This is a genomic window from Xanthomonas prunicola (assembly GCF_002846205.1).
In the GTDB taxonomy this organism is placed as follows: Bacteria; Pseudomonadota; Gammaproteobacteria; order Xanthomonadales; family Xanthomonadaceae; genus Xanthomonas; species Xanthomonas prunicola.
This window is the reverse complement of the sequence record NZ_PHKV01000003.1, coordinates 228,233-243,261: the sequence shown is the minus strand read 5'-3', so window position 1 is coordinate 243,261 and position 15,029 is coordinate 228,233. Positions and strand designations below refer to the sequence as shown.

Genomic DNA, 15,029 nt, shown 5'->3' with positions numbered 1-15,029 from the left:
CACATAAGGCCTGACGACATGAACGATGTGCTGGAGCTGACCTGCGATCTGATCGCGCGCGCCTCGGTGACCCCCGACGATGCTGGCTGCCAAGCACTGCTTGCAGGGCGCTTGACTGCCGCGGGCTTCGCCTGCGAGCACCTGCGCTTGGGCGAGGTCGACAATCTGTGGGCAACCCATGGCAGCGGTGCGCCAGTGCTGGTGTTGCTCGGGCATACCGATGTGGTGCCGCCGGGCCCGCGCCAGGCGTGGACCAGCGATCCGTTCGATCCGCAGATTCGCGACGGCGTGCTGTACGGGCGTGGTGCGGCAGACATGAAAGGCAGCGTCGCCGCGTTCGTCGTCGCCGCAGAGCAGTTCGTCGCCGCGCACCCCACGCATCCGGGCACGTTGGCGGTGCTGTTGACCTCGGACGAAGAGGGCGATGCCATCGATGGCGTGCGCCGGGTCGCCGACATCTTCCGCGAACGCGGGCAGGCGATCGATTGGTGCATTACCGGCGAGCCATCGTCCACCGAGCGCTTGGGCGATCTGTTGCGCGTCGGCCGTCGCGGCAGCTTGTCCGGCGCGCTGACCGTGAAGGGGGTGCAGGGGCATGTGGCGTACCCGCACAAGGCGCGCAACCCGATCCATCTGGCAGCGCCTGCGCTGGCCGAATTAGTCGCCCGGCAATGGGACGACGGCTTCGAAAGCTTCCCGCCGACCAGCCTGCAACTCTCCAACATCCATGCCGGCACCGGCGCCAATAATGTGATTCCCGGCGAGCTGCAGGTGGCCTTCAATCTACGCTACACGCCGCATTGGGACGCGCCGCGCCTGGAGGCCGAGATCACTGCATTGCTCGATCGGCATGCGCTGGACTACGCGCTGCGCTGGCATCGCAGCGGCGAGCCGTTCTATACCCCGGAAGGGCGGTTGCGCAGCGTCGCGCGTGAGGTGTTGGGCGAGTTCGCCGGTGCGCCGCCGGAAGAGAGCACGGGGGGCGGCACCTCGGACGCACGCTTTATCGCGCCATTGGGCGCGCAGTGCATCGAAGTCGGTCCGGTCAACGCCAGCATTCATCAGGTCGATGAGCACGTGCGCGTGGCTGATCTTCAAGCACTGCCAGCGCTGTATCGCACGCTGATCGAGCGCTTGCTGGTCGGGTGAGCGAGTGGCGTGCACGCCGTCGTTGCCGCTGAAACAGTTGCGTCGGTGAAACCGAACGGTTAGCGTCGGCTCCATGGTTATCCGCCTCGCCAACCACAATAACGCCAACCGCAACAACCTGCGCGCGAATAATTGCGCGTGGCCGATGCGGGTCTGCGACTAGGCGACGTCCACCAAACGCCCAGGAATCAGAAAACCCGCATCGGCCGATGCGGGTTTTTTTTTATGGGTGTCATTTCCATGCAGCACGCTATCTCACCGGCCGCCAACCCCCGCAGTTTTTCAGGAGTCTTTCCATGTGTTCCATCTTCGGTATTTTTGACCTGCAACCCGGTGACGACTTGCAGGCGCTGCGTCGGCAGGCACTGGAATGTTCGCAGCGGCAGCGCCATCGCGGTCCCGACTGGAGCGGCGTGTATGTCGATGCCGGGGCCATCCTGGTGCACGAGCGCCTGGCCATCGTCGACCCGGCCGGCGGCTCGCAGCCGTTGCTTTCCGAGGACGGGCAGCTCGCGTTGGCGGTCAATGGCGAGATCTACAACCATCGCGAACTCAAGGCCGAACTGCTGCAGCCATATGCGTTCCAGACCGGCTCCGATTGCGAGGTGATCAATGCGTTGTATCGCGAAGATACGCCGGCCTCGTATCTCAATCGCCTCAACGGCATCTTTGCGTTCGCGTTGTGGGACAGGGCAGCCGGGCGGGTGATCATCGCGCGCGACCCGATCGGTGTCGTGCCGCTGTACTGGGGGCACGACCGCGAAGGCCGTCTGCGGGTGGCGTCGGAATTGAAATCGCTGGTGGACGATTGCGCCGATGCGGCGCAGTTTCCGCCGGGCCATTGGTACGATAGCGCCACCGGCGCACTGAGCCGTTACTACGAGCGCGCCTGGCGCGAATATGCCAAGGTGGAAGGTGTGCAGGTGCAACTGCAGGAATTGCGCGAAGCCTTTGAGCGTGCCGTGCACCGTCAGCTGATGACCGACGTGCCGTACGGCGTGTTGTTGTCGGGCGGGCTGGATTCCTCATTGGTTGCAGCAGTTGCTGCGCGCTACGCCCGTCACCGCGTCGAAGAAAACGACACCACCGAAGCATGGTGGCCGCGCCTGCATTCCTTCGCGATCGGGCTGAAAGGCTCGCCCGATCTGGCAGCAGCGGAGGTGGCCGCCGCTGCGCTGGGTACCGTGCATCACGGCTTCGAATACACCTTCGACGAAGGCCTGGATGCGTTGCCCGACGTCATTCGCCACATCGAAACCTACGACGTCACCACCATTCGCGCCTCCACACCGATGTTTTTGCTGGCGCGGCGGATCAAGGCGATGGGCGTCAAGATGGTGCTTTCCGGCGAAGGCAGCGACGAGATCTTCGGCGGCTATCTGTATTTCCACAAGGCGCCGAACGCGCGCGAATTCCATGAAGAGCTGGTGCGCAAGCTCGACGCGCTGAACAACTACGATTGCCTGCGCGCCAACAAGTCGATGATGGCCTGGGGCGTGGAGCCGCGCGTGCCGTTCCTGGACCGCGAGTTCCTGGACGTGGCCATGCGCATGGATGCCAGTTTCAAGATGATCGACAAGACCAGCACTGGCGCCACGCGCATGGAAAAGGGCGTGCTGCGCGACGCATTCGCCGGCTATCTGCCCGAGTCGATCCTGTGGCGTCAGAAAGAGCAGTTCAGCGATGGCGTGGGCTACGGCTGGATCGACGGGCTGAAGGCGCATGCCGCAGCGAATGTCAGCGACCGTGAGCTCGCCGCCGCCGACAGACGCTACCCGGTCAACCCGCCGCAGACCAAGGAAGCGTATTTCTATCGCACCTTGTTCGAGCAATTTTTTCCCGGGCAGGCAGCGGCCGAAACCGTGCCGGGCGGCAAGTCGATTGCCTGTTCTTCGCCGACGGCGATCGCCTGGGATGCGAGTTTTGCCGCGATGGCAGACCCATCGGGCCGCGCGATTGCCGGGGTGCACGCGCAGGCGCTGGCCTCGTAAGGCTGCCGTAACTGCAGCGGCCGGCGCGCAATGCTGCACGGCCGGCCGCTGCGCTTGGTGCACGTGTCTTATTGCTCGTGGCGCACGCAGTAGCCATAGCGCTGCGGATCGATATCCACACCAGCCACATCGGCCTGGTTGTTGCGCCACAGGTTCGGCTTGAAGTCGGCTGCCGTGCAGTTGGCAGCGCGGTCTACGCCGATGGTGTAGGTAAATGGCGTGTTGGCGAAGCGGTTGTTCTCGAACACGTTGTCCTGGCTCATGCTGTTGTCCCAGCACAGGATTTCGGGCGTGCGATAACGCACTGCACAGGCCAGGAACACACCGGCCACCTTGTTGCCATCGAACTGGTTGTTGCTGAAGCGATTGCGCCGCGCATCCGAGAGATAGATGCCTTGGCTGCCGTTGCGCTCGAAGCGGTTGTTGCGGATCTCGCTATCTTCCAGGTGTTCGGTGGTTAAACCAGCAGCCACGTTGTCGTGGATGTAGTTGTTGACCATCGTGACCTTCGCTGTGCGGTTGAACGACACGCCGTCCCAGATCGCACCGGACACATCGTTGTTTTCGATGGTGATCTCACGGGTATCGTATTCGCTCAGCAGGCACGCGCTACGGCACTTGTTGACCTGCAGGCCGGCAAGCCGGATGCCTTGCCCGGAACGCACCACCACCGCGCTATTGCTCAAGTAGGGGCGTTCCGGCATGAACTCCTTGTCGCCGGTGCTGGCCACAATCTGCATGTCTTCGATGCTGACATTGCGGATGACGCCGGTGGGCTGCTGGTTTTCGTAATCGCCGACGACCAGGGCCGGCTGCTGCACGCCGTCGGCCATGCGCACGACGGTGCTGGGGCCTTGGCCGCGCAGGGTGAAATTGCCGCGGTGGATCGACACCAGTCCATTGAGCGGGAACTCGCCTTTTTCCAGGCATAGCACCGCCGGCTTGTCGCTTTGCGGCAGTTTGTCGATGGCTTTTTGCAGGTCCTGGCCAGGACGTACTTTGGCGGTGCATGCAGCCACAGGCGCATCCGGCGGGCCGGATTTGGCAGGCGGCGCGGCCGAGCAGGCCGTCGCGAACATCAGTGGCAACAGGGCGGAAACGGAGCGGGCAAGCAAAGGCATGCGGATTCCGGTCAGTGGGGGGGAAGAGGGCGATGTGTGGAGCAGATCTCCACATCGCGACGGGCTCTAGTGTGTCCCACCAGACGTTAAGTTCCAGCCCATGCGCACCCGCACGATTCGGCGCAGGTTCATGCCATCGCTGCAGTTGAGGCTGCATTCGGTGTGCACGCAGTCGCATCGACTGACGTGCGTCACATTGCTAACACGACGAAAGGGGTTCGGCGTCGCGATCGTCTATCGCACAAAGATGCTCGCCCCCGTCGCGCAGTGTTTGCATGCCGTTGGCACATGCGTCTGCATGCGACTCGCTGCAGCCCGTGCATGATTCAACGCTTGAAGCGTGAGTCATGCCGGTGCTGCGCAAGCGCACATCGCACGCGTGCTGCATGATGCGCGCTGACATCGCAACCGGCCGGCGGACGCACCTCGCACACCAACTGCGCGATCGTCAGAAACTGTAAGCCAGCTGCGCGTAGATGCGGCGCGGCTCGCCGGGAAAGTGCCCGGCGCGGGTGTTGAAACCGCTCACCGCATAAACCTTGTCGAACAGGTTCTTGACGTTGATCTGCAATTTCCACGCGTCCCACTGCGTCTGCCAACTGATGTCGTAAATGGCATACGGTTTGACGCGCTGCCCGTCCAGGCTGACGCGTTCGCCCACGTAGTCGGCACCAAAGGCGATCGCCGAGTGCCATGCTGGCAGGTCGTAGCGTGTCCATAGACCGAAGGTGTTGCGCGGCGCATTGGCGAAGCGATCACCGGACGCATTGGTGATGCCGTTGGTACCTGCATCGAGCACGCGTGCATCGTTGTAAGCGTAGGTGAGGTTAAGTACCCAGCGTTCGGTGAGGTCGGCCAATAGGTCCACTTCCAGGCCTTCGCTGCGTACCAGCCCAAGCGCAGAAAGTTGATTGACGCCATCGACGATGCGGCCATTGGCCTGCACGATGTTGCTGCGCTCGATGCGATACAGCGCCGTGTTGAGGGTGAGCCCGCCATCGTTGAGCGCCGTCTTCAGGCCGACTTCCCATTGCGTGCTGCGTTCTGGTGCGAACGGGCCACCCACGCTGCTGTCCTGATTGGCGGCGTCCTGCGGCAGGAAACCGCTGGCGTAACTTGCATAAGCGTTAATGCCCTCGCGCAGCACAACGGTGCTGCCGACGCGCCAACTGAGATCGTTGCCGGTGACGCGTGAGCCGTCCAGCAGGTTGTCGTCTTTGAAACCGTCCCAGCGTAGCCCGGCCATTGCATACCAGCGCGAAGTCAGCGTGAGTTCGTCCTGCAGATACGCGCCATAGCGTTGACTGCGCGTGCTGGTGGCGCGCCAGGGCAGGGTGTCCAGGCCGTAATCGTAGAAACCGCTGCGCCCGTACACAGGGTTGAACAGATCGATACCCGGCACCGGGCCACGCACACGTCCGCTGTCGGCAGTATTGGCGGTTTGCGCGCGGAAATCGGCGTCCAGGCGGTAGCCGTCAGCGCCCATCAGCAGCTTGTGTTCGATTGCGCCGGTGCTGGTGCGGTACACCGCATTGACGTTGCTGGAGATCGCATCGTTGTCGCGGTATTGATTGCGCAGCTGTCGGGTCATCCACTCGGCAGTGCCATCGCGATCGCGGTCGATCAAGCCCATCGGCTCGTGGTAGATCTGATGCTCGTCGTTCTTGAACCAACGTAGGGCCATGTCCACCTCCCAGGCGCTGGATGGCGCAAACCGGTACTGCGCAAATGCTACCTTGGCACGCATGTCCAGGAAGTCGGTGGGCTCGTTGTGGTTCCAACGCCGGTCGGTGAGGAAGTTGCCGGCGTTATCCACCGGCACGCCGCGCAGGCGGTTGCCGCCAAGGTTTTGGGTGATGTCGGTGTACTGCAGGGTCAGTTCGCCGGTATCGCCGATATCAAAGGCCACCGACGCATCGCCAATCTGGCTCTGGCTGTCGGTATTCCAGCGAAATCCGTCTTCGCCATCGGCATAGGCGCCGATGCGGTAGCGGATGCGGCCATCTTCGCGCGCCGGCCCGGTGGCTTCGAACGAGGCGGCACCGAAGGATTGATTGCCGACCTGCAGCTCCACGCGCCGCGCCGCCTGATGTCCTGGTTTGCGCGTTACATAGTTGATGACACCACCTGGTTCGCCGCCGCCGTACAGCGCACCGGCAGGGCCTTTGAGCACTTCCACGCGCTCGATGTTGAACAGTTGCGGCACCGAGAAGCCGGCGTACGGGTCGCCGCGCAGGCCGTCGTACAGCACGTTCTCCTGGCGGAAGCCGCGCAAGGTCACACCGGCATAGCTGAAGAAGCTGATGCCGCTGATGCTGCGATACAGATCGGTGATCTGCCGTGCAGCCTGGTCGTCGATCAACTCGCGCGGCAGGACCTGTACCGACTGCGGCACCAGCGCCAGCGGCGTATCGGTGCGCGTGGCAACGGCAGCGTCTTCGGATTTGTAGAGCGTCTGCGCACGGCCGACGACATCCACGCCATCCAGCTCGGTCACGGTGGGTGCGGTGTGTTGAGCGTGAGCAGGCTGGGTATGCAGAGCGAGCGCAGCGGCGAGCGCGGTGACAAGAAGCGTGGGGCGCATTGATCACTAATGGGAATGGTTATCAAATGCATCTTAGCATGATGTGAGCGCTTGATTGCAGAGGTCGCTGCCCGCGGGGTACGAGGCTTGGTAACGCAGGTGCGATTTGCGTGTGCAACTGCAGGTCCACGCGCGGAGGTAGACACGCCAGACGCGAAGACGCCGACGCCAGGAATGCAGAATGCATCGCTTCCCTTCTCCGCCGGGACATTGTTCCCCTCATTGGGAGAAGGTGCCCGGAGGGCGGATGAGGGTATGTGCGACGCCTCGTGCGCTTGTGCGCCCGAGCATTTTGAACGCCGATGTGCACGGCGACATTGCGCACCAGTCCAATACTGCGCGTTGGCCGTCCCCTCACCCCAACCCCTGTCCAGAGGGCAGAGGGGCTTTTGGAGCGGCGATGCTTGAACGTCTTCGTCCTTCTTCCCTGGCCGCTGCGCAGCAGGGTTGCCGCACTCTTTTACTGTGGATGCAACTGCAGCGTGTAGCGCGTGGCAGTGGGCAAAAACGGTGTTGGTCGTCCATGCACCCAATCGTCGTGTCCTGCGCCCCAGAACGGCGATAGCGGGTGTCCGCTCTGGCCGCCAGGCATGTGCACGATGCCGTCCTGCTCGTGGCCGGGCGAGACCACCATGCGTTCGGAGGCGCCAAAGGCCGGGCCTTGTACGCGCGGCATATCGCGGTCGCCCGGCAGGTGGTCGGCCGGCATGCATAGCCAACGCTTGGCGAGGGCGGGTAGTGCACGTGCGATGGGATGGCAGACGGCAGCGGTATTGCGCTGGCCCCAGGTGTGCGGGCCGCGCACATCGCTCTGCGCATCTTCTGCGATCACGGCGGACTGCGCGTTACGCGCCGCATCGCTGAGCAACTGCTCCCAACTTGCAAACGCTGGCGGTAACAAGTTGGCCGGGCGCTGTTGCAGCAACGGCCAGACGATGCCTTCCAACTGCGCGCGACGTGGCGGCAAGAAATCCTCGCCAAGCGCGGCGTTGGCGGGTGCCAGCAGGCCGGCTTCCACGGCATCGATGGTCTTGCTACGGAATTCGCGCACGATGCGGTAGCTGGTCGACGTGGTGGAGGCATGTCCATCCCAATCGCGCGTGGCAAGTGCGATCTGTTGCAGCGCCGGGTCCTTGCGGTGGTCGACCACGCCCCGCAGCAACTGCCACCAACGCGTGAGCAGCAGGGCGCGGTCGTCAAGCTGGATGGCGAGCAGATCGCGCTCGTTGAAGCGCTGCTGTGCGAAGAGCGCGTCGCGAATCTGCTGCGCACGCGCGCCAAGGTCGTAACCTGCATTGCCAAGCGTGGCCAGTTGCTGCGCATCGACGATGCGGCTGTTGGCGGTCCAGAGCCGGTGCGACGGCGGGTCGATCAGCGCAGGCGCCGCATCGCTACGCAGCGCCCACGGCAGGCAAGTGCCGGACATCGACGGTGTTGCAGCCACATCTGCAGGTGCGCTCGATGCTGCGTTCGACGTAGGTCCAGAGGTCGCAAGTTCGGCAATCCCGCTTGGACTGCATCCTGCATTGCGTTCCGGGCGCGCGCCGATCAGACGCCAGGCAATACGCCCGCTGTGATCGGCCAACAGCAGGTTCTGGGCCGGAATGCCGGAGCGGTCGGCCACCGCAAACGCCGCCTGCAGATCGCCCGCTGTGCTCATCTGTGCGAAGTCCAACCGAATCGCTCCCGGTAGCTGCGCGGCCCAGCGCAACGCCAGCATGCTGCCATCAGCGTTGGTGTGCAGTACCGGCCCCCACGCCGCTTCGCGCACCTCGAAACGCACCGGCGCTGCACCGGCCACGCGGATGGTTTCCATATGCGTGGTCAGCGCTTGCGCATGGCCCGGCGTGGGCGCAGGAATGCGTGCAAAATCCGCCGTATCGATATAGCTGTTGGTAAACGCCCAGGCCACATGCCCGTTGCTGCCGACGACCACCGCCGGCAGGCCGGGCAAGGTGAATCCGGTGACGTCCACCTTGCCATCGGGCGCGTTGCGGTCTGCATAGCGCAGGCGTGCGCGGAACCAGATATTGGGCGCGCGCAGGCCAAGGTGCATGTCGTCGGCAACGATGGCCCGGCCGTCGGCGGTGAGGCTGCCGTCGACTGCGAAGTTGTTGCTGCCTGGCGTCGGCGTTTCCGCGTGTGGGGCGGTCGCCGGATGCGGCAGACGTCGTAGGTCCAGCGTGGCCGCATCCGGCAAACTGGCGTCGCCCTGCGGCGGCCCGAATAACGGCGCATCCCAGCTGGAACCCTGGTGGTCGAGCAACGCCGCCAGCGCAGGCGGCACCACGGCGCGGATGCGCGCGGCAGCCAGTTCGGTCTGGTTGCTGCTGTCCTGCAGGTCCGCGTACATCGCCAGGCCAGTCAGGATGGAGTCGTCCAGCGTCCATGCGCGCGGCGTTTGGCGCAGCAGCAGGTAGGGCCAGGGCCGCACTCGGAGTGCGGCCAGCCCGGCGTTGACGCCGTCGGTATACGCCTGCAATGCGGCGCGTTGGCTGCCGGCGGCGATGTCCAGGCTGGCATGCACGCGGGCACGCAGGCGGTGCACGCGGTTGCGCTTGTCCAGATCCACGGCCTTGGCGCCGAACAGCTCGGACAACTCGCCGGCCGGCGCACGGCGCATCAAATCCATTTCGAAATAGCGTTCCTGCGCGTGCACGTAGCCGAGCGCACGCATCGCATCGAGCTGGCTCGCCGCATCGATGGTGACCACGCCGCGCCCATCGCGCTGCACGCTGACCGGCGCAGCCAGGCCGCTGAGGGCGCCGTCACCATCCAGCTGCGGCAGGCTGCCGCGCATTAATAGATAGAGCGCCATGCTGGCCATCAGGGCCAGCAGCACGATTGCCAGCAGCAGCCGGCCCAGCCATTTACGCATTGTCGGTTCCTTGAGCCCGGTTGAAGTGTGACCGGCGGACATGACCGTGGCGGGTCTAGCCGCAAGCGCAACTGAAAGTGATTCCGATTAGATCATTGCCCGCAGGCTTAGGGCACCATGCGCGCATTGCGTTGCTGGAGCACATCATGAAAGGCCATCCCGAAGTCGTCGATTACCTCAAGCAGCTGCTGCGCGGCGAATTGGCGGCGCGCGATCAATATTTCCTGCACTCGCGCCGCTACGAGGATCAGGGCCTGATGGCGCTGTACGAGCGCATCAACCACGAGATGGAAGAGGAAACCGAGCACGCCGACGCGCTGCTGCGGCGCATCCTGTTCCTGGAAGGCGACCCGGACATGCGCCCGGCCGAGTTTGCGCCCGGCAAGACCGTGGTGGAGATGCTTGAGCGCGACCTTGTGGTCGAATACGAAGTACGTGCTGCGCTCGCCGCCGGCATGAAACTGTGCGAAGACCACGGCGATTACGTCAGCCGCGACATATTGCTCAAGCAGTTGCAGGACACCGAAGAAGACCATGCGTGGTGGTTGGAGCAGCAGCTTGGCCTGATCAAGCGTATTGGTCTGGAGTTGTACCAGACCTCGAAGATCGACAAGGGCCACGCTTCCGGTTGAGCCGGCAACCGATGCTGCGCAGTCGCCTGACTGACGCAGCATGGCATCGGCTCGACATAGGACGAGCGCCTTGCCATTGCCGGTTATGGGCTGTGCGACTTGCCGGCGATTTGCAGCTGGTTGCCGGATGCATTTTCACGGAGCTGCGATGCGGCACCATCACCTGGCGCAACGCCGCGCGGTCTTGAACGGCTGGCGGCACTGGTCGCATGCGCGACATGCGACGGTCGCGATGATGCCCGTACCGCTTGGACAGCGGTGCTCAGTGGCGTTGCAGGCGATAGACAGCAGTCGATAATCCAGTGACACCCTCAGCGCGGAAGCGTGGTTCCTGATCGAGGATGTCGCGGTTTTCCAGCTGGTCCACCTGCCAAACGGCATCGAAAAGTGCGTGCACGTCTGTTGCGTTCACCGAGAACGGCGGGCCTGCCTTCTCTGCCTGCGGATATTCCAGGGTGATCAGCAGGCCGCGGCAGTGTGTCGGCAACTGCGCGTAGACCGTTTGCAGATAACGCTGGCGCAGTTCGGCCGGTAGCGCGACCAGTGCGGCACGGTCGTAGACGCCCGTGCAATCGGCCAGCACGCGGGCGTCCAACGCGAATGCATCGCCGCAGATGATCTCGATCGGGCCAGCGATGAAATGCTCGCCTGCGGCGCTGATATGCCGCTGCGGTTGCAGTCCTGCCTCATCGAAGAATTGCGTTACCGCCAGCGGCGACAGCTCCACGCCGAGCACGCGATGGCCTTGCGCTGCTAGCCAATGCATGTCCAGCGTCTTGCCGCACAGGGGAACCAGCACGCGGACCTCCTGCGGCAATTGCAGGGCAGGCCAGTGCTTTTGCAGTAGCGGCAACACCTCTTGCTGATGAAAGCCGGTCTGTCCGAGCTGCCAACGTTCCAACCAGAAATTCGTGTCCATGCATCGCCTTGTCAGTGGCTGTCTCCACTGCGGTCATGTGAGAGTGCGGCATGGCGCGTTATGAAGCGCTGCGCCGCGTCGGCAGCGCCTTTGCGCCTGCATCGTTGTGTCTGGAAAGCGCAAATACGTGATGCCGGTGCATCAGCAGGTGTGTTACCTGAAACGCCAAACGTGCTCAGACGTTTGGTCGCGTTGCACGGGAGCAGTGGAGGTTCAACTGCCCTGCGGGGCAGACGCGCTTCGTTGAAGAAGGACAAGATCCTCGGCAAGCGCAGACTCCTGCGTGTAATGGACTAGGCCGCAGAAATCCGTATCGACCATGATGCCTTCGCCAAGGTAGCTCCAGGTTTCCTGTCCCGGAAGGTAATCGGCTGTGTCCATGCAGGCGGTGACCTTGCCGCGATACAGCGTGTCGATCTGGATCAGATCGCCTGATTTCGCTTCATGGTTATCCGAATACTGCACGTCGCCTCCTGGCTCAACAACGACGCCTCAGCAGCCTGAGGCGACCGCAATCCCAGCCGCGCCGCCGTGCGGCGCAGGGGTGAACAATCGTTACTGCACCTCCAACCCGTCGACCTTCTGCCATCCGCGCGGCAACAGCGATCCACGGCTTGCCCGAGCGCCCACATACGTGTCCAGTTCCTTGAACGACAGGCTCATGGTGCGAGCGCCGCTGCGCACCAGCAGCGTGTTGCCCGGCGCTACCGCGACCACTGCCACCACGCGTTCGGTACCGAGCTTGGCCTTGGGGATCTCAATGATCTTGTTGCCTTTTCCCTTGTCCAGTTCGGGCACGTCCGTGGCCGGCACCGCCAGCAGATTGCCGGCGCTGGTGACCGCAACAATGCGATCGGTTTGCGGGTTGCTTACCTGCGCTGGCGTCAGCACGTGCGAGCCGGCGGTGAGATTGAGCATCGCCTTGCCGGCCTTGTTGCGACCAGTAAGGTTTTCGAAGCGGGTGACAAAGCCGTAGCCGTGCGATGACGCCAGCACGAAGCGGCTGGCGTTGTCGGCACTGGCCATGACCTGGAACGCCGCGCCCGATGCCGGCGAGAAACGGCCGGTCAAGGGTTCGCCGTTGCCACGTGCCGAGGGCAGGGTGTGCACGGCAGTGGAATAGGCGCGGCCATCCGAATCCAGGAACGCCACCTGGTGCGTGCTGCGGCTGCGTACCGCCGCCAGCAGGCTGTCGCCGTCGCGATACGACATGCCGGCCGGATCGACCTCGTGCCCCTTGGCCGCGCGCACCCAGCCCTTTTCCGACAGCACCACGGTCATCGGTTCGCTGGCGACCATCTCGGTTTCGTCGATGGCCTGCGCGGCGCCACGTTGCACCAGCGGCGAACGGCGCGCATCGCCGAATTTCTTGGCGTCGGCAATCAACTCGTCCTTGATCAGCTTCTTCAGCTTGGTCTTGCTTTCCAGGATCGCCATGATCTGCGCGCGTTCCTTGGCGAGTGCTTCCTGCTCGCCGCGGATCTTCATCTCTTCCAGGCGCGCCAGCTGGCGCAGCTTGGTTTCCAGGATGTATTCGGCCTGTTCTTCGCTCAGCGCAAAGCGCGAGATCAGCACCGGCTTGGGTTCGTCCTCGCTGCGGACGATGCGGATCACTTCGTCCAGGTTGAGGAAGGCGATCAGCAAGCCTTCCAACAGGTGCAGGCGACGCTCGACCTTCTGCAGGCGATGGTTGAGGCGGCGGGTGACGGTGTCGCTGCGGAAGGTCAGCCATTCGCTCAGCAACTGGCGCAGGTTCTTGACCTGCGGGCGACCATCCAGGCCGATCACGTTGAGGTTGCAGCGGTAGCTGCGCTCAAGATCGGTGGTGACGAACAGATGGCCCATCAACTGCTCGGCATCGACGCGATTGGAGCGCGGCACCAGTACCACCCGCACCGGGCTGGTGTGGTCGGATTCGTCGCGGATGTCTTCCAGCCACGGCAGCTTCTTGGCGCGCATCTGCTGGGCGATCTGTTCGATCACCTTGGACGGAGACACCTGATACGGCAGCGCATCGATGACGATGTTGGCGTGTTCTTTCTTGTAGGTGGCCCGGGCGCGCACGCTGCCGTGGCCGGTTTCGTAGATCGCACGCAGGTCGGCGGCCGGGGTGATGATTTCGGCGGTGGTCGGGTAGTCCGGGCCCAGCACGTGTTCGCACAATTCCGCGACCGTGGCATCGGGGTTGTCGAGCAGCCGCAGCAGCGCGCTGACGATCTCGTTGAGGTTGTGCGGCGGCACGTCGGTGGCCATGCCAACGGCAATGCCGGTGGTGCCGTTGAGCAGCAGGTGCGGCAGGCGTGCCGGCAGCCAGGTGGGCTCTTCCAGGGTGCCGTCGAAATTGGGCGCCCAGTCGGTAGTGCCCTGAGCGATTTCGCCCAGCAGCACCTCGGCGATCGGGGTCAGCTTGGATTCGGTATAGCGCATCGCCGCGAACGACTTGGGGTCGTCGGTGGAGCCGAAGTTGCCCTGGCCTTCGATCAGCGGGTAGCGGTACGAGAACGGCTGCGCCATCAGCACCAGCGCCTCATAGCAGGCGCTGTCGCCGTGCGGATGGTACTTACCGATCACATCGCCCACGGTGCGCGCGGATTTCTTCGGCTTGGCGGCGGCATTCAGGCCCAGCTCGCTCATGGCAAAGATGATGCGCCGCTGCACCGGCTTCAGGCCGTCGCCCAGGAACGGCAGGGCGCGGTCGAGCACCACGTACATCGAATAGTCGAGATAGGCGCGTTCGGCGTACTCGCGTAGCGGCAGCTGTTCGAAGCCATGGAAGGTGGGGCGGGTCAGATCGGTCATGTAAAGCCAGGTCCTGCGTGAGAGGAGTCTGCACCGGGGCGCGGACTCGAAGAGCGCCGATTATCCGGATGCGGCGGGGGATGCCAAGCCACGCGCGTGGGGGCTGGCTAAATAACGGGCGGGCGGGGCGCCGAAATGGCGGTGGAAAACGCTGACGAAGGCGCTGGGGCTGCTGTAGCCCAGCTGGTCGGCCACCTGCGCCACTGCGCTGCCCTGGCTCAGCCGCCGCAAGCCTTCCGCCAGCCGGGCGTGCTGTCGCCATTGCGCAAAGCTCAGGCCGGTCTCGTCGCGGAAATGCCGGCTCAAGCTGCGCGGCGACAGTCCACCCCAGTCGGCCCATTGCTCCAGCGAACGCGGATCGGCGGGGGTGTCGAGCAGCTGGCGGGCGATCCTTAATAGCCGGCGGTCGGCCGGCATCGGCAGGTGCAGGTGGTCGATCTGCACCTGCCGCAACTCGTCCAGCAGCACCGCGGCCAGGCGTTGCTGGGCGGTATCCAGCGGCTGATCCAGCGGCCAGCTGGCGGCCCGCATGACGGCCTCGCGGGCCAGCCCGGTCAGTCGGATCACCCCGCCTTGCGCAGGCAGGGCGCCGCAGGCATCGGGCCGCACCACCACGCCCCAGCCGCGCAATGGCCCGGCCAGCTCGACAGTGTGCTGCCGTCCGGGCGGCAACCAGCCAGCGCAGCCCGGCGGCAGCGACAAGGTGCCTTGTTCGGTATGCACGGTGAGCACGCCGTGTTCCACATACATCAGCTGGCCGCGGACGTGCGCGTGCCAGGCGGTTTCCGGCGCCCACACCTCGCGCAACTCTGCCAGGAACGCGATCAGCACCGGGCCATCGGCCTTTTCGAAGCTGGCGCGCACGCCTGGTGGCAATGCGTCGACCTGGGTTGGCGAGTTTTCGATACTCATTGGCCGAATTGTATTACCGAGCCACTGGGCACGGCGCGTAAGGT

At 64.2% G+C, this 15,029-nt stretch carries 10 protein-coding genes; 3 read left to right on the top strand and 7 right to left on the bottom strand.

The annotated features are described in order from the left end of the window. Nucleotides 1-18 precede the first annotated feature (18 nt). Both dapE and asnB read left to right on the top strand, forming a co-directional pair. Nucleotides 19-1,149 carry a succinyl-diaminopimelate desuccinylase gene (gene dapE / locus XpruCFBP8353_RS11060; RefSeq protein ID WP_101363288.1) on the top strand — a complete coding sequence of 377 codons (1,131 nt, stop codon included), beginning with the start codon at nt 19-21 and terminating at the stop codon, nt 1,147-1,149. 296 nt (nt 1,150-1,445) lie between these two features. Next, on the top strand, nt 1,446-3,140 hold the full coding sequence (asnB, locus tag XpruCFBP8353_RS11055) for an asparagine synthase B (RefSeq protein ID WP_101363287.1): 1,695 nt from the start codon (nt 1,446-1,448) through the stop codon (nt 3,138-3,140). 68 nt (nt 3,141-3,208) lie between these two features. On the opposite strand, the gene hpaM is transcribed toward asnB, so the two are convergent. The 3 genes from hpaM to XpruCFBP8353_RS11040 form a co-directional block, all read right to left on the bottom strand. Continuing rightward, nucleotides 3,209-4,261 carry a type III secretion-associated outer membrane-bound protein HpaM gene (gene hpaM / locus XpruCFBP8353_RS11050; RefSeq protein ID WP_101363286.1) on the bottom strand — a complete coding sequence of 351 codons (1,053 nt, stop codon included), beginning with the start codon at nt 4,259-4,261 and terminating at the stop codon, nt 3,209-3,211. 448 nt (nt 4,262-4,709) lie between these two features. After that, complete coding sequence (locus XpruCFBP8353_RS11045) at nt 4,710-6,845, bottom strand: TonB-dependent siderophore receptor (protein WP_101363285.1); 2,136 nt, start codon at nt 6,843-6,845, stop codon at nt 4,710-4,712. Nucleotides 6,846-7,305: 460 nt separating this feature from the next. Next, a complete protein-coding gene (locus XpruCFBP8353_RS11040) occupies nt 7,306-9,723 on the bottom strand; it encodes a penicillin acylase family protein (RefSeq protein WP_101363284.1) in 2,418 nt (805 codons plus the stop codon). Nucleotides 9,724-9,869: 146 nt separating this feature from the next. Here XpruCFBP8353_RS11040 and bfr point away from each other — a divergent pair, with 146 nt between their 5' ends. After that, nucleotides 9,870-10,355 carry a bacterioferritin gene (bfr, locus tag XpruCFBP8353_RS11035; protein WP_108723542.1) on the top strand — a complete coding sequence of 162 codons (486 nt, stop codon included), beginning with the start codon at nt 9,870-9,872 and terminating at the stop codon, nt 10,353-10,355. A gap of 262 nt (nt 10,356-10,617) precedes the next feature. On the opposite strand, the gene XpruCFBP8353_RS11030 is transcribed toward bfr, so the two are convergent. From XpruCFBP8353_RS11030 to XpruCFBP8353_RS11015, 4 genes are all read right to left on the bottom strand, one after another. Continuing rightward, nucleotides 10,618-11,274, bottom strand: a complete 657-nt coding sequence (locus XpruCFBP8353_RS11030) for a thiopurine S-methyltransferase (protein ID WP_101363282.1) — start codon at nt 11,272-11,274, stop codon at nt 10,618-10,620. 213 nt (nt 11,275-11,487) lie between these two features. Then, a complete protein-coding gene (locus XpruCFBP8353_RS11025) occupies nt 11,488-11,739 on the bottom strand; it encodes a hypothetical protein (RefSeq protein ID WP_101363281.1) in 252 nt (83 codons plus the stop codon). 90 nt (nt 11,740-11,829) lie between these two features. After that, on the bottom strand, nt 11,830-14,073 hold the full coding sequence (parC, locus tag XpruCFBP8353_RS11020; RefSeq protein WP_101363280.1) for a DNA topoisomerase IV subunit A: 2,244 nt from the start codon (nt 14,071-14,073) through the stop codon (nt 11,830-11,832). A gap of 60 nt (nt 14,074-14,133) precedes the next feature. Further along, nucleotides 14,134-14,985 carry an AraC family transcriptional regulator gene (locus XpruCFBP8353_RS11015; protein WP_101363279.1) on the bottom strand — a complete coding sequence of 284 codons (852 nt, stop codon included), beginning with the start codon at nt 14,983-14,985 and terminating at the stop codon, nt 14,134-14,136. Between the last annotated feature and the right edge of the window lie 44 nt (nt 14,986-15,029).

What these genes read in the sequence shown, in the direction of transcription:
- dapE (WP_101363288.1), top strand. Translation starts at nt 19, where the DNA reads ATGAACGATGTGCTGGAGCTGACCTGCGATCTGATCGCGCGCGCCTCG.
- asnB (WP_101363287.1), top strand. Translation starts at nt 1,446, where the DNA reads ATGTGTTCCATCTTCGGTATTTTTGACCTGCAACCCGGTGACGACTTG.
- hpaM (WP_101363286.1), bottom strand. Translation starts at nt 4,261, where the DNA reads ATGCCTTTGCTTGCCCGCTCCGTTTCCGCCCTGTTGCCACTGATGTTC.
- XpruCFBP8353_RS11045 (WP_101363285.1), bottom strand. Translation starts at nt 6,845, where the DNA reads ATGCGCCCCACGCTTCTTGTCACCGCGCTCGCCGCTGCGCTCGCTCTG.
- XpruCFBP8353_RS11040 (WP_101363284.1), bottom strand. Translation starts at nt 9,723, where the DNA reads ATGCGTAAATGGCTGGGCCGGCTGCTGCTGGCAATCGTGCTGCTGGCC.
- bfr (WP_108723542.1), top strand. Translation starts at nt 9,870, where the DNA reads ATGAAAGGCCATCCCGAAGTCGTCGATTACCTCAAGCAGCTGCTGCGC.
- XpruCFBP8353_RS11030 (WP_101363282.1), bottom strand. Translation starts at nt 11,274, where the DNA reads ATGGACACGAATTTCTGGTTGGAACGTTGGCAGCTCGGACAGACCGGC.
- parC (WP_101363280.1), bottom strand. Translation starts at nt 14,073, where the DNA reads ATGACCGATCTGACCCGCCCCACCTTCCATGGCTTCGAACAGCTGCCG.
- XpruCFBP8353_RS11015 (WP_101363279.1), bottom strand. Translation starts at nt 14,985, where the DNA reads ATGAGTATCGAAAACTCGCCAACCCAGGTCGACGCATTGCCACCAGGC.